Genomic DNA, 14,757 nt, shown 5'->3' with positions numbered 1-14,757 from the left:
CCGTCAGGTGCGCCCTCCGGCGCCCTTGGCGATGACCACGTTGATATCTCTGGACCGCATGCGGTCGATGTGCACCGGCTGGGTCTTGTCGTCGACGATAACGACGTCGAACTCATCCAGTGCTGCGAAACTGTGGAGTGCGCGCCGTTCGAATTTGGTATGATCGGCAAGCAAGATGCGTTTTACGGAACAGTCGAACATGGCGCGCTTGGTATCGACTGTTTCAGGAGACTGGTGCAGCACCGTGTCATCGCTGATCGCCGACATCGAGATGAACGCGACATCGGCCCTGAGAGCCCTGATCTCGTTGATGGTTATGCGCCCCATGAAGGCATTGCACCAATTGTAATATTGGCCGCCGAGGGCGAGCAGCGTGACGTCGTGCAGGCCCGTCAGCGCATTCATCAACGTCAGGGAATTGGTGATTGCGGTGACCGGCACCTTCGAAGGCAGATGCGCCGCCATCTGAAGTACCGTGGTCGAGTCATCGAAAAAGATCGCCTGTCCAGGTTCGACGAATTGCATCGCCGCCTCGGCGATCAGCTTCTTTTCCACCGCCTGACGGTTGGACCGGTAGACGTCGCTGGATTCGATGAGATTGGTCGCCGCTGCAGTGACGATGCCGCGCGTCTTCCTGAAGAGGCCGCGGCTGACGAGTTCATCGACATCTCGGTGAGCCGTCATCAGGCTGATCCCAAAGCGATCGGTCAGGTCTTCAATCCGCATCGAGCCTTCACCCATCACGGCCTCCGCAATCATGCGGCGGCGCGCGATCTGGCGCGTCTGCCGGCTGTCGCTGGTGAGCTGGTCCAACAGATCGTCGTCCCGGCTGGTCTTCTGTGTCACGGGTCACCCCTGTCGCTGAATTACGGATCCCAGCTTCGTACAGTGATTGCCGCGCCAAGGCAAAAAGGTGAAACGCGACCGCCGGCTGGACCGCCGGCCATCGCTTCCAGCATGAAAATGAGGGCGCTCTTGCGAGCGCCCTTTACCGTTTTACTGCGCCAGAACGAACGGGCCGGTGTACTTGTCGATGTTGTCCTTGGTGATCAACAGGCAATCGAAGAGCTGCTTCTCGCTCTTGGCACCCGTGTTGCCCGTCTTGATCAGGTTGTCGGCCTGCTTGACGGCTTCTTCGGAGAAGACGGCAACCGGTTGGAGGACGGTGTACTGGAGTTCGCCCGCCTTGATGGCAGCAACTGCATCCGGCGAACCGTCGAAGCCGCCGACCTTCACATTGGAAAGCTTGCCGGCTTCCTTGAGTGCGGCGATCGCACCGAGCGCCATTTCGTCATTGCCCGAGATGACGCCGACGATATCCGGGTTGGCCTGCAGCATGGACTGCATCTTGTTGTGGCCCTGGGTGCGGTCCCAGTTGGCAACTTCCTTGGCGACCTTCTTCAGGTCCGGATACTGCGAAAGGACGGTCTCGTAGCCGTTCGAACGCGTTGCGGCATTGTTGTCGGACGGCGCGCCGAAGAGTTCGGCATAGTTGCCCTTGTCGCCGATTGCCTCGACCCATTGCTGTGCGCCGAGGGCGGCACCCTGTGCGTTGTTGGAAACAAGCTGCGCCTTGGCCAGGCCTTCCTGGTTGATTTCGGCGTTGACGAGGATGACCGGGATGCCGGCAGCAACGGCCTTCTTGACCGCACCGACGGAACCGTCGGCATTTGCCGGGTCCAGGATGATCGCCACCGACTTGTTGGTGATCGCCGTATCGATCAGGTTGCTTTCGGTATTGGTGTCACCCTTGTGGGCGTTGACCGAGGCCGTGTAGCCCAGCTTTTCGGCGGTCGCCTTGGCGACATTGCCTTCCGTCAGCCAATAGGGATTCGACGGATCGTTGACGATGATCGTCATCATCCCCGCTGCCCAAGCGGAGCTTGCAAGAAGCGGTGCCACGGCCGCTGCGGCCAGAAGTATGCGCATGCCTTTCTTAAACATAGTCTCTCTCCCATTCGTGAGTTCAGTTATTGCCGGGGATCCGGCAGTGCTTTCCCCAATCGGCTTCGTGGACTCCAGCCTGCCGTCGTGGACAAGTTTCGGTCTCAGCCGTCAGGACGATTTGACCCGGCGGCCGTATTGGATGCTGTTCATGAGGACGGCGAGAACGATCACCGCGCCGGTGAATACTGTCTGCCAGTAGGCCGAGACGCCGATGATCACGAGGCCGTCCGAAAGGAAGCCGATGACGAAGGCGCCGAGCATGGTCCCGCGAACCGTACCGCGGCCGCCGGTCAGCGCCGCGCCGCCGATGACCACGGCTGCGATCGCCGTCAGTTCGTAGGTTGTGCCTGCCGTCGGACCGGCGGAGGTCAGCTGCGAGGAGAGGACCAGGCCGGCGATTGCGGCACAGACGCCCGAAAGCACATAGACGATGATCTTCACGCGCTTGACCGGGACGCCGGAGAGGTCGGCTGCACGCTCGTTACCACCTGAGGCGTAGAGCCAGCGGCCGAAGGCGGTGCGGCTCAGCACGATGCCGCAAACGATGGCGAGAACCGCAAGCACGATGACTCCGATCGGAATGCCTGCGAGCCGATTGAAGCCGAGCCAGTCGAAGCCGGTATTGCCGAGTTCCGGACGGCCGCCGAGATTGTTGTAGGTCAGGCCGTTGGTCATCAGCAGCGCGATACCGCGGGCCACGTAGAGCACGCCGAGGGAGGCAACGAAGGCCGGCACCTTGAGATAGGCGATCAGCACGCCGTTGACCGCACCGACAAGCGCACCGAGCGCACATGTGATGACGACGACGGCCCAGACCGGCGGATAGAGGATGACGCCGAAATAGGTGAGCGTGACGCCCTGCATCAGGAAACCGGCGATGCAGCCTGCAAGCCCAAGCGTCGAGCCGACCGACAGATCGATGCCGCCGTTCAGGATGACGAGCAGCATTCCGATCGCCAGAATGCCGAAGATCGCGACGTGCGACGCCATGATCAGGAAGTTGTTCAGCGTGAAGTAGTAGGGCGACAGGAACGAGAAGACCGCGATGATGACGATCAGCGCGAAGAAGGCCCGGCCTTCCAGGACGAGACGCACGATATTGGTATTGCGCTTCTGCCCGCTGGAAACTGATTTCTTTTCGGTGACGTCTGTGACTGACATAATCAGTGCTCCATAATCCAGGCTAGTGCGCGACCACGGCTTCGCCGGAGGCGGCCATGATCTTTTCCTTGGTGACATCCGAGCCGAACTCGGCCGATATCCTGCCGCGATGCATGACGATGATGCGGTGCGCGATGCTCAGGCATTCATTGACTTCGGACGTCGAGTAGACGACCGCCAATCCCTGCTTGGCGCGCTCCGCAAGCAACTTGAAAACTTCCGACTTGGCGCCGATGTCGATGCCGCGGCTTGGCTCATCGAGCAGGATGACCTTCGGCTGGGTTGCCAGCATCTTGCCGATGACGACCTTCTGCTGGTTGCCGCCGGAGAGCGAGCCGATCGAAGCTGCACCGCCATCGGTTTTCACATGCACCCGCCGGATCGCGTCATTGACGAGATCGCGCTCCCGATGGCCGGAGGTGAAAAGCCCTTTGGTGAAAGCGCGGATACTGGCAAGCGACAGATTGGAACCGACCGTCATCGTCTGGACGAGGCCGTCACGCTGGCGATCTTCCGGCACAAGCACGAGACCGCTGGCAATGCGTCCGGCGATGCTGAGCCCACTGACGTCCTGTCCTTCGAGCAGAACCTGTCCGCCACTTGAGCGCAGACGCCCGGCAATGCACTCGAGCAGTTCCGTGCGCCCGGCGCCCATCAGCCCGTAGATACAGACAATCTCGCCGGCACGCACCTTGAGAGACAGACGATCGACTGCATTATAGGCAGCGCCGGAGGGACCGGGGACACTGAGGTTTTCGATGGAAAGCGAGACGTCACCGAACGGGTGACCTTGCGGCGGGCTGCCGAGGTCGAAATTCTCGCCGACCATGTTGCGGACGATCCATTCGAGATCGATATCCTTGCGCTCGGCATAGGCCGTCATGTTTCCATCGCGCAGAACGACGGCGTGATTGGTGATCTGCAGCGCCTCTTCCAGATGATGCGAGATGTAGACGATCGACACGCCGCGGCTCGTCAGGTCGTGGATGACCTTGAAGAGCACATCCACCTCAGTCGCGCTCAGCGCCGAGGTCGGCTCGTCCATGATCAGGATGCGAGAATTGACGGAGAGGGCTCGCGCAATTTCGACAATCTGCTGCTGGCCGAGGCGAAGGTCCTCGACGCGCGCCAGCGGATCGATGTCTTCCTCGAGCTCTTCCATGAGCGACCGGGTCTGACGCTCCTCTTCAGCGAAGTCGACGACACCGCCCTTGATGATCTCCCGGCCCATGAAAATATTGTCGCGGACACTGAGATTGGGGGCGAGGCTGAGCTCCTGGTGAATGATCGAGATCCCGCGCTCGCGGGCATGGGTCGACGAACTAAAGCTGATCGGCGAGCCGTCGAGAATGATCTCGCCGGAGCTTGGCTGCGCCACACCCGAAAGGATCTTCATCAGGGTCGATTTGCCCGCGCCGTTCTCTCCGAACAGCGTTGTGACCTGGCCGCGATGGATGTCGAAGTTCACACCCTTGAGGGCGTGAACGCTGCCGTAGGATTTTGCGATGTTGCGGGCTGCGAGGACGACCTCGCCTTTCGCCCCGTTGCTGCGTTGCGGCTGGCTCATTTGAGCTCGACCTTCACCGGCGTGACGAGCCAGTTCTTCGGGTTGATGAGCTTGAAGACGCCGACGACGGTCGCCTGCTTTCCGTCCAGGGCGTCAGCATCCAGGCCCGCAAGAACCGCCTTCTTCATCTCGTTATTGATGGCCGAGCCGGCATCCTGATACTGGATCTGGTTGGTAAACTGGCCGAATTCGATGGTGCCGGTTGCATCGCGGAGGTCCGTGCCGTTGACCGCAGGGCCGGTCTGGACACGGACCACCGTCTCGGGAGGCAACCCATCAATCTTCATTTCGTTGGTGTTCGACTTGCGGGCGCCGAAAACGCCGGTCAGCGTGACGGGAATGACCGGTCCGGTGCTCGTCGCAGTGCCGTATTTCTCGGCCGCCGCCTTCTTGTCGGCGGCGATGGCGACCGCGAGATCAGCGGCCGCCATTGCCCGCTCCTCGACATTTGCTTTGATCCTCGGGAACTGCTCGGCGCCGAAGGTTTCCGGAGAGAATGCCTGCTGGCGGACATCGTTTTCGGAACCGATCTTGACGACCGTCGTATCGAACGCGATCGCTGCAACGACGATGACCGCCAACGCAGCGCTGACAAGAAGCCCGCCATTGCCGCTGCTCGGCTTTGATGCTGCATGATCGGACGAGGTACTCATGTCCGGACGGCCTTTGGCTTGGAATGGCAAGATGGGAAGTGCTAGCGCGATGATGATCGCAGGCGCGCTGAAGCATTGCGTCGCACCGGAAGAAAAACCGGCGGGCCGCCCGCAAGGGCGCAACTCTGGACGAAAATTCGCATTGGAAGCCTCCTCAACAAGACCGTCGGCTGTCTCCTCCAACCGCCCGGGCCTGCAAATTCTCCATCGGGAAGCGCGCTTCCGTGATAGAAGTATGTTACTTATGCCGTAAATGATGTTATATATTTTATGAGCTGTCAACGGCACTTTCACGACAGCTCGACTGAAATTCGCGATCTCACATCTTGCTCATCACGCTGCAGCGCAGCAACAAATGACAGGAAATGCAGATGCCTTCGCACCTGTTATTCCATCGGGATGCGGCATCATCCCTCTGTTATTCATGTAAAAAATTACAAATCGAGCCTTGCGCGCATTGCCATTTTCGATGCTGCATGCCGATAGCACGGCGGCGCTAAGCCAAGTTCCTTGCCCTCTTATTTTAGATGAAAAAAATTACATCGCCAGAAAAATCTTACTGGTATTGTGGTATCTTTATGTTATGTTTTGTGCGAAGTTAAGTAGGTTCTCGCTGCACGCCGGATCTGGGATTTTCCAGGAGGCGCGCTTGCCGTTCCCCGTGAAAGGACCGACGTTTCAGCCGGATGCATCATCCTAGATGAGTTTAGGGATCGGGAGGATTTCAGATGAATTTGATGCGCGTATTGCCCGCTGCGGCGCTTACGATGGTGGCGAGATAGGCTTGCGATGACATCGACCCAGAAGATCATAATTGGCATAGATGCCGGCACCTCGGTCATCAAGGCCGTTGCCTTCGATCTATCCGGACGCCAGATTGACACAGCCTCCGTTCGCAACAGATACACCACCGGAGACAATGGCTCGGCAACACAGTCGCTGGATCAGACCTGGCTCGATTGCGCCAGCGCGTTGCGTGGCCTTAGCGAAAAGGTCCCGGATCTTGCATCGCGCACGGCAGCCATCGCCGTCACCGGACAGGGCGACGGCACCTGGCTCGTCGGCCACGGCAATACGCCGGTAGCCGATGCTTGGCTGTGGCTCGACGCGCGCGCCGCGCCGACGGTGACGGCGCTCGCCGGCGGAACCCAGAACCGCGCCCGCTTCGAGGCAACGGGCACTGGCCTCAACACATGCCAGCAGGGCGCGCAACTTGCCCATATGGACCGCTTCACGCCCGACCTTCTCGATCGGGCGGAGGCGGCGCTGCACTGCAAGGACTGGCTCTATCTCAACCTAACAGGCATGCGGGCAACCGATCCATCGGAGGCAAGTTTCACCTTCGGCAACTTCAGAACGCGCCAGTATGATGCAGTGGTGATCGACGCGCTCGGCCTTGACCATAGACGCAGGCTCCTGCCCGAAATCATCGACGGCAGCGAGGTCAGCCACCCGCTGACATCAGAGGCGGCGAAGGCCTGCGGGCTTCTTGTCGGAACGCCGGTCTGCCTCGGCTATGTCGACATGGTGATGACGGCGCTTGGTGCGGGCGTGCGCAGCGACGCTCGCAACGCCGCCTGCTCGACGATCGGCTCGACCGGCGTGCACTTGCGCGCCAAGTCCGTTGCCGACGTTCAGCTCAATCGTGAGGGCACCGGCTATGTGATCGCCCTGCCCATCCCCGGCATCGTCACTCAGGTCCAGACCAATATGGGTGCCACGATCAACATCGACTGGATCCTGGATGTCGCCGCCTATCTCATGGCCGAGGCAGGCAAGCCTGCTTCGCATGCAGACCTCATTGCGCGCATCGACGGCTGGTTTGCACAAAGCCGACCCGGGGCGGTGCTTTACCATCCCTACATTTCCGAAGCGGGCGAACGTGGGCCTTTCGTCAACGCCAATGCGCGCGCCGGCTTCACCGGGCTTTCGATGCGTCACGGCTTCCCCGACCTGCTGCGCAGCGTGGTCGAAGGGTTGGGGCTTGCCACCCGCGACTGCTACGCGGCGATGGGCGCGATGCCCGAAGAGCTGCGGGTCACGGGCGGGGCAACACGCTCCGCCGCTCTTCGTCGTTCACTCTCGGCCGCCGTTAACGCACCGATCCGCCAGTCGCGCCGCGAAGAGACGGGGGCGGCCGGCGTTGCGATGATGGCCGCGGTGGCTGTCGGCGTCTATTCCAGCATGGACGATTGCATTGCCGACTGGGTGACGCCGCTCCTCGGCGATGCGGAGACACCGGACGCCAGCGAGGCCCACCGGTTCGACCGGCTCTTTTCCGCCTATACCGATGTGCGCCAGGCAATGGCGCCCGCCTGGGACAAGCTTGCCGAAGCCGCAACGACGTCGCCGGTGGGCGCGTAATTCTGATGCAGCAGGCATCGAAGGAGCATGACATGACCGAACCCGAACTCCTGGATCTCTTCGTCATCGGCGGAGGCATCAACGGCGCGGGAATCGCACGCGACGCTGCGGGCCGCGGCCTGAAGGTTGCGCTGTGCGAAAAGGACGATCTGGCACAGGGAACCTCTTCGCGCTCAGGCAAACTGGTGCATGGCGGTCTGCGTTACCTCGAATATTACGAATTCCGCCTGGTGCGTGAGGCGTTGATCGAGCGTGAAGTGCTGCTCAATGCCGCGCCGCATATTATCTGGCCGATGCGCTTCGTCCTGCCGCACAGCCCTGAGGATCGCCCCGCATGGCTCGTGCGGCTCGGCCTCTTCCTCTATGATCATCTCGGCGGCCGCAAGAAACTACCAGGAACCCGCACGCTCAACCTGCTCCGCGACCCGGAAGGCACGCCGATCCTCGATCAATATACACGCGGTTTTGAATATTCCGATTGCTGGGTAGACGACGCCCGCCTCGTGACCTTGAATGCGGTCAGCGCAGCGGAAAATGGCGCTCTGGTGCTGACCCGCTCGCCGGCCGTGTCGGCCCGTCGGGAGAATGGTGGCTGGACCGTGGTCACGAAGAACAACTCCACAGGGGAGACGCGAACCTTCCGCGCCAAATGTCTGGTGAACTGCGCCGGCCCCTGGGTGATGGACATCATCAATCGCGTCGCCGGTTCGAACTCCGGCCGCAATGTCCGCCTCGTCAAGGGCAGCCACATCATCGTGCCGAAGTTCTGGGCGGGCGCCAATGCCTATCTGGTGCAGAACCACGACAAACGCGTCATTTTCATCAATCCTTACGAGGGCGACAAGGCGCTGATCGGGACGACCGATATCGCGTACGAAGGCAGGGCCGAGGATGTTGCCGCCGACGAGACAGAGATCGAGTATCTGCTCAAGGCGGTTAATCGCTACTTCAAGGAAAAGCTGCGCCGCCACGATGTACTGCACAGCTTCTCCGGCGTGCGCCCGCTGTTTGACGACGGCAAGGGTAACCCGTCCGCCGTTACCCGCGACTATGTATTCGATCTCGACGAGACAGGCGGCGCTCCGCTGCTCAACGTTTTCGGCGGCAAGATCACCACATTCCGTGAGCTCGCCGAACGCGGCATGCAGCGCCTGAAGCACATCTTTCCGAACATGGGCGGCGACTGGACGGAGAAAGTGCCGCTGCCGGGCGGCGAAATTCCGAACGCCGATTATGAGAGCTTCGCCAACAGCCTGCGCGATATCTATCCCTGGATGCCGCGCAAGCTCGTGCATCACTACGGCCGTCTCTATGGCGCCCGCGCCAGGAACGTGGTTGCCGGCGCGACAGGCATGGAAGGGCTCGGGCGGTATTTCGGCGGACAGCTCTATGAGGCCGAGGCCCGTTATCTCGTCGCTATGGAATGGGCCGAAACGGCCGAGGACATCCTCTATCGCCGCACCAAACATTACCTCCACTTGAACGAAGCGGAGCGCGCGGCTTTTGGCGAGTGGTTTGCTTCAACCCGCCTTGCCGCCGCCTGAAGGATGCCGCCATGCCGCTGACCCTTTCGCTCAATACCAATCCGCTGGTGAACCGCTTCGCCGACCCAGACGACCTCATCGACACGGTTGCGAGGGATCTGCGGATCCGCGACCTCCAACTGACCCACGAGTTCATCAATCCGAGCTGGCAGGCGCCGGTCATCCGCCGCCTGACGCGCACGATGAGCGCCGCGCTGAAGCGCACGGGGGTGCGGATCACCTCGGGCATGACCGGCCCCTATGGGCGTCTCAACCATTTCGGACATCCGGATGCCGATGTCCGCCGCTACTACGTCGACTGGTTCAAGACCTTCGCCGACATCACCGCCGATCTCGGCGGCAACTCGGTCGGCACGCAATTTGCGATCTTCACCTATAAGGACTTCGACGATCCGGCCAGGCGCGAGGAACTGATCAAGATCGTCATCGATTGTTGGGCCGATGTTGCCGAGCACGCTCGCGCCGCCGGCCTCTCCTACATGTTCTGGGAGCCGATGAGCATCGGCCGCGAGTTCGGAGAGACGATCGCCGCCTGCCTGTCGCTGCAGGAGCGGCTGGCATCGGCCGGAATGGCCATCCCGATGTGGATGATGGCGGATATCGATCATGGCGACATCACATCCGCCGATCCCCACGACTACGACCCCTATGCCTGGGCGCGCGCCGTCCCGCAGGTATCGCCGATCATCCACATCAAACAGAGCCTGATGGACAAGGGTGGGCACCGGCCCTTTACCGCCGAATTCAACGCCAAGGGCCGCATCCAGCCGGCACCTCTGCTGCAGGCGCTGGCCGAAGGTGGGGCGAAGGACAATGAAATCTGCCTGGAACTCTCCTTCAAGGAACGCGAGCCGAATGATCGCCAGGTCATCCCGCAGATTGCCGAAAGCGTCGCCTTCTGGGCGCCGCATATCGACACCGGCGTCGCTGACTTGAACATCTGAGACAGGGATCTTTAAAAGGCAGCACTGCTATACGGCGAAATCGCCGCATGACCTTCGAAAAGGAGCCGTGATGACGGACGCCGATGATACGCTTGCCGTGCGTGCTGCCTGGCTTCATTATGCCGGTGGCCTGACGCAGTCCGACGTTGCTCGCCGCCTTGGCGTGCCGTCGGTCAAGGCCCATCGCCTGATCGCAAGAGCGGTTGCCGATGGCGTCGTCAAAGTCACCATCGACGGGGATATCGTCGAGTGCGTCGAGCTGGAGATGCAGCTTTCGGAACGGTTCGGGCTTCAGTACTGCGAGGTCGCACCCGATCTCGGCGAGGAAGGCTTGCCGCTCCGCGCACTCGGCCATGCCGGTGCCGGCTATCTCAAGCGTGAGATCGAGCGCGGCGACAATACGGTCATCGGCCTTGGTCATGGCCGGACGCTCTCCGCCGCTGTCCAATATATGCCGAGGGTGAGCGCGAAGAACCTGCGTTTCGTCTCGTTGCTTGGCGGCCTGACACGAAACTACGGTGCCAATCCCTATGACGTGATGCATCGCATCGCTGAAAAGACCGGCGCCCATGCCTTTGTCATGCCGGTTCCCTTTTTCGCCAATACCGGCGAGGACCGCGAAGTGCTGAAGTCGCAGCGCGCCGTCAAGGAGGTCTTCGACCTTGCTAACAATGCCGACCTGAAGCTCGTCGGCCTGGGAACTGTCGATGCCGAGGCGCAGCTTGTTTTGTCCGGCATGGTTGAACCCGGTGAAATCGACGACATTGCCGCCGCAGGCGGCGTCGGCGAGATCCTCGGACACTTTTTCGACGCCGACGGCCACATCCTCGACACCGCGTTGACGGCGCGCACGCTCTCTGCGTCTTTCCCCAAGACCATGAAAGAGCGGCTTGTGGCGCTGGCGGGCGGACAGTCGAAAGTGCCGGCCATCCGGGCAATTCTGAAGAGCCGTCGTCTTTTCGGGCTGATCACCGACGAGCGAACCGCGCAGGCATTATTGATGTAGCGATCGAAAGCAACAATATTTTATCGCAAAATAACATTATTGATGTTGATTATCACGCATGTTTCGTTATCTTGACATTAAGCGAGGGTGGAGAGCGGGATGAGGCGGGAAGAGCGGCAGCAGTTGATCGTCAACCTGCTCGTCGAAAACAAGACCGTCGATCTCGACGACCTTGCCGATCGCTTCACCGTGTCAAAGATGACGATCCATCGCGATCTCGATGATCTCGAGCAGGCGGGTGTCCTGCGCAAGGTTCGCGGCGGCGCGACCATTGACGCCGGAACGCAGTTCGAAAGCGACTTCCGCATTCGCGAGCGCCAAGACAACGAGGCCAAGCTGGCCATGGCGAAGACCGCGCTGGAACTGGTCGAGCCGGGGATAACGGTGATGGTAAATGACGGCTCGATGGCGGCCGTGCTCGGCGAAATGCTGCTGCGGAAGCGACCGCTGACGTTGATCACCAACAATGCGGCGATCATGGAGCGGCTGAAAGGCGAAACCGGCATCACGTTGATTGCGCTTGGCGGCATCTATTCGGCGAAATTCAACGCCTATCTCGGCGTCGTCACCGAGGAGGCACTGTCGCGGCTGAGGGCCGACATTGCCTTCATTTCTACGCCCGCCGTCAGCGGCAGGCTCGCCTATCACATGGACGACAATGTCGTGCGCGCCAAGCGGGCAATGATCGCGTCCTCGACCAGGACCTGTCTTCTGGTCAATCACCAGCGCATCGGCCACACCGCCCTGCACGTCATGGCGGATCTGGCCGACTTCGATGCCGTTATCACCGACAGGGCACCCGATGCTGCTGTTCTGGAGGAATTCGAGCAGGCGGGCATCACGCTCACCATTGCATCAACGCAGGATCCTACATGACCGAAAAGCCGCGTTTCTGGATTGGCACCAGCTGGAAGATGAACAAGACGCTTGCTGAAGCCGAGCATTTCGCACGCGGTCTTGAAGCTGCCGATGCCGCGCGCGACCCGCGTATCCAGCGTTTCGTCATTCCGTCTTTCACGGCCGTGCGCGAGGTCAAGGCGAGGCTTGCCAAGACCTCGGTGAAGGTCGGCGCGCAGAACATGCATTGGGCCAACCAAGGTGCCTGGACCGGCGAAGTCTCGCCGGTGATGCTGAGGGACTGCAATCTCGATCTCGTCGAGCTCGGTCATTCCGAGCGGCGCGAACACTTTGGAGAGACCGACGAGACAGTGGGTCTGAAGACCGAAGCGGCCGTTCGCCACGGTCTCATCCCGCTGATCTGCATTGGCGAGACGCTTTCCGACCGCGAAGGCGGAAAGGCCGCCGACATCCTCGCGACCCAGGTGCGCGGCGCGCTTTCGAAACTTTCCAGCGCTCAAAAGGCTGCCGAAATCCTGCTGGCCTACGAGCCGGTCTGGGCGATCGGCGAGAAGGGCATCCCGGCGACTGCAGATTATGCGGATGCCCGCCAGTCTGAGATCATCGCCGTTGCCGAAGCTTTGCTGGGCCGCAAGATCCCCTGCCTTTATGGTGGGTCGGTCAACCCGCAGAACTGCGAAGAACTGATCTCGAGCCCGCATATCGACGGGCTCTTCATCGGCCGTTCGGCCTGGAATGTCGAAGGTTACCTTGACATCCTGGCCAGATGCGCCGCCAAACTCTGAGGAGAAAGACAATGAAGCTTGCCATTGCAGGAGACAGCGCCGGCGAAGACCTCGCCAAGGTTCTGGCCAATCATCTGAAGGACCGCTTCGACGTGTACGAAGTCTCGCGCACCAGCGCCGGTGCCGATCCTTTCTACGCCAACCTTTCGGATCGCGTCGCCTCAGGCGTCATCGACGGCACCTACGACAAGGCGATCCTCGTTTGCGGTACCGGCATCGGCGTCTGCATCTCGGCCAACAAGGTTCCGGGCATCCGGGCCGCCCTGACACACGACACCTATTCGGCCGAGCGTGCCGCGCTTTCCAACAATGCGCAGATCATCACCATGGGAGCCCGCGTCATCGGAACCGAGCTGGCAAAGTCGATCGCTGATGCGTTTCTTGCCCAGACCTTCGACGAGAACGGTCGCTCTGCTGGCAACGTCAAGGCCATGAATGATCTCGACGCGAAGTACAGCGCCCGTTGAGGGATGCGGAGGGTGCTGAGATAGAACTGCCGGCCGAAGACCTTCTCGAGCACGGCTGCCATCGTCATCTGGAAGGCATAATCGCCAAGCATCGCGACCGCCCCAACCGTAGTCGCCGCATGGGCGACTGGCTGAAAATAAAATGCGTCTAGAGCGAGCTTCGTGATTGTCGGCTATGAGAAGTCGGCATCCGCCCGTTGTGGGGCATCGGCAGCCTCCTGCTGGCCGGCAGACAAGGCTTCGACCGGGTTTACGTTGGATCGGTCGGGACTTGTTTCAGTGCCAGAGATGCTGAAGACCTGAAAAAGACGCTCGATCGGTTGAAGATAAGCTGGCCGGTCGTTGCCCTGAAGGGCAAAGCCTCGTCTTCGTGCAGCCGAAGCTGTCGCCGAAATCGAGTTTTTGCGACAGGATCTTTGGATGCGGTTCAGGCGAGCGAACGATGCTCCCAAAGCGCCGAGAGAGTACGGACGGCAATGGCATCATCGCAATGCTGCAGGAAATAGCGGAGACGCTTTCCCTTTGAACCTCCATTCACGGCATATTTTGGATCGTCGATGTTGATCTTGAGCTCCGAGGCAAAGAAGTCGGAGAAGTTCGCATCAGAGAAATCCAGTACAAAGCCCTGGCCCCGGATGAAGTCGACGAGATCATCCACGAGACGCAGATCAATGGATCGAATCGAGCTAAGATACGAGACTCGCTCGGCATCAATCTAAGTGCACAGGGCTTCGCGGTGTCATAGCTGGCCCAGCTGGACCGAAAGAGGGTTGCCTTGTTGCTTTGCGACCTTTGCGACGGTTGCCAGAAGATCGAAAACGCTCGCTGCGGTTACCCTTCCTCGGTGTCGAGAAGCATCGCGACGTCATAATAATGTCGTGAGAAATATCGCGGCGTGGCCGTCTCCGACCGGCAGTGCGCCTCGGCGTGGAGAGCGGTGCCCTTTCCCAAAAGGTCCGCTGGGCGGACAGAACGGTCTGCCGCCTGTGCGATTTCAGTCGCTCGATCGAGGTGGTGTTGCCCTTCAGCAGGGCTTACCGACGCTGATTGATGCTGCCGTTCCCGTAGTTCGTTTGAGCCTTCTCGACGCTTGCCATCGCCCGTTGCGCATTGGCTTCGGTGTGCTCGGTAGTGGCCTTTGCCCGAGCAACCAGCGCCCGTTGCTCACGATCGTCGAGGCGAGCAAGGATTGCACCCTTGGCGACGTGGTCGCCGACGTCGGCACGCAGATCGACGACGAAGCCGGACACATTGAAGCCAACCTTGGATGCGATGCGTGCCTCGACCGTGCCGAGGCCGAAGACTTGCAGCGGCACGTCTCGTTCGGCGGTGGCAACCTGAACTCGACGGGGCGCAGGAACATCTCCCATTCGGCAATACCCACGCCAACGACAGCGGCAAGTGCGATGGCGAGCGCAACAATGCGCTCGGATCTTGCCTTGCCGGCCGCGCGATCTTCTT

Annotated in this window: 13 protein-coding genes and 2 pseudogenes; 8 read left to right on the top strand and 7 right to left on the bottom strand. The window is 60.7% G+C overall.

Going from position 1 to position 14,757, the window contains the following annotated elements; all coding sequences use genetic code 11:
* Window positions 1-3: 3 nt before the first annotated feature.
* The 5 genes from ACS4RS_RS25925 to ACS4RS_RS25905 form a co-directional block, all read right to left on the bottom strand.
* Window positions 4-846, bottom strand: a complete 843-nt coding sequence (locus ACS4RS_RS25925; RefSeq protein WP_439012910.1) for a DeoR family transcriptional regulator — start codon at window positions 844-846, stop codon at window positions 4-6.
* Between the two features lie 150 nt (window positions 847-996).
* Window positions 997-1,944: a D-ribose ABC transporter substrate-binding protein gene (locus tag ACS4RS_RS25920; RefSeq protein WP_184380959.1), complete on the bottom strand. Its 948-nt coding sequence runs from the start codon at window positions 1,942-1,944 to the stop codon at window positions 997-999.
* A gap of 111 nt (window positions 1,945-2,055) precedes the next feature.
* Window positions 2,056-3,108, bottom strand: coding sequence for an ABC transporter permease subunit (locus ACS4RS_RS25915; protein ID WP_439012909.1), 1,053 nt, complete (start codon window positions 3,106-3,108; stop codon window positions 2,056-2,058).
* 22 nt (window positions 3,109-3,130) lie between these two features.
* On the bottom strand, window positions 3,131-4,675 hold the full coding sequence (locus tag ACS4RS_RS25910) for an ATP-binding cassette domain-containing protein (protein ID WP_439012908.1): 1,545 nt from the start codon (window positions 4,673-4,675) through the stop codon (window positions 3,131-3,133).
* Window positions 4,672-5,328, bottom strand: a complete 657-nt coding sequence (locus ACS4RS_RS25905; protein WP_439012907.1) for a DUF2291 domain-containing protein — start codon at window positions 5,326-5,328, stop codon at window positions 4,672-4,674. Before ACS4RS_RS25905 ends, ACS4RS_RS25910 begins: the two co-directional genes overlap by 4 nt.
* Before the next feature lie 789 nt (window positions 5,329-6,117).
* On the opposite strand from ACS4RS_RS25905, the gene ACS4RS_RS25900 reads away from it, so the two are divergent.
* From ACS4RS_RS25900 to ACS4RS_RS25865, 8 genes and pseudogenes are all read left to right on the top strand, one after another.
* Window positions 6,118-7,692: an FGGY family carbohydrate kinase gene (locus tag ACS4RS_RS25900; protein WP_439012906.1), complete on the top strand. Its 1,575-nt coding sequence runs from the start codon at window positions 6,118-6,120 to the stop codon at window positions 7,690-7,692.
* Between the two features lie 32 nt (window positions 7,693-7,724).
* Complete coding sequence (locus tag ACS4RS_RS25895; RefSeq protein WP_439012905.1) at window positions 7,725-9,236, top strand: glycerol-3-phosphate dehydrogenase; 1,512 nt, start codon at window positions 7,725-7,727, stop codon at window positions 9,234-9,236.
* Window positions 9,237-9,247: 11 nt separating this feature from the next.
* Window positions 9,248-10,180, top strand: a complete 933-nt coding sequence (locus tag ACS4RS_RS25890) for a TIM barrel protein (RefSeq protein WP_439012904.1) — start codon at window positions 9,248-9,250, stop codon at window positions 10,178-10,180.
* A gap of 70 nt (window positions 10,181-10,250) precedes the next feature.
* Entirely contained in the window at window positions 10,251-11,186 is a 936-nt protein-coding gene (locus ACS4RS_RS25885) for a sugar-binding domain-containing protein (protein WP_439012903.1), read from the top strand.
* Window positions 11,187-11,285: 99 nt separating this feature from the next.
* On the top strand, window positions 11,286-12,062 hold the full coding sequence (locus ACS4RS_RS25880) for a DeoR family transcriptional regulator (RefSeq protein WP_439012902.1): 777 nt from the start codon (window positions 11,286-11,288) through the stop codon (window positions 12,060-12,062).
* Window positions 12,059-12,829: a triose-phosphate isomerase gene (locus ACS4RS_RS25875; RefSeq protein WP_439012901.1), complete on the top strand. Its 771-nt coding sequence runs from the start codon at window positions 12,059-12,061 to the stop codon at window positions 12,827-12,829. Before ACS4RS_RS25880 ends, ACS4RS_RS25875 begins: the two co-directional genes overlap by 4 nt.
* 11 nt (window positions 12,830-12,840) lie before the next feature.
* Window positions 12,841-13,296, top strand: a complete 456-nt coding sequence (derI, locus tag ACS4RS_RS25870; protein WP_439012900.1) for a D-erythrulose-4-phosphate isomerase — start codon at window positions 12,841-12,843, stop codon at window positions 13,294-13,296.
* Between the two features lie 17 nt (window positions 13,297-13,313).
* Window positions 13,314-13,699 (top strand): annotated as a pseudogene (locus ACS4RS_RS25865) (ATP dependent DNA ligase); the annotation flags it as partial.
* A gap of 33 nt (window positions 13,700-13,732) precedes the next feature.
* Here the strand turns inward: ACS4RS_RS25865 and ACS4RS_RS25860 are convergent.
* Window positions 13,733-13,954: pseudogene (locus ACS4RS_RS25860) on the bottom strand (restriction endonuclease); the annotation flags it as partial.
* A 376-nt stretch (window positions 13,955-14,330) separates the two neighbouring features.
* A complete protein-coding gene (locus ACS4RS_RS25855) occupies window positions 14,331-14,612 on the bottom strand; it encodes a hypothetical protein (protein ID WP_439012899.1) in 282 nt (93 codons plus the stop codon).
* Window positions 14,613-14,757: the final 145 nt, after the last annotated feature.

Source organism: Rhizobium sp. F40D2, assembly GCF_051810745.2.
Classification (GTDB): Bacteria; Pseudomonadota; Alphaproteobacteria; order Rhizobiales; family Rhizobiaceae; genus Rhizobium.
This window is presented reverse-complemented; position numbering and strand designations above follow the sequence as displayed.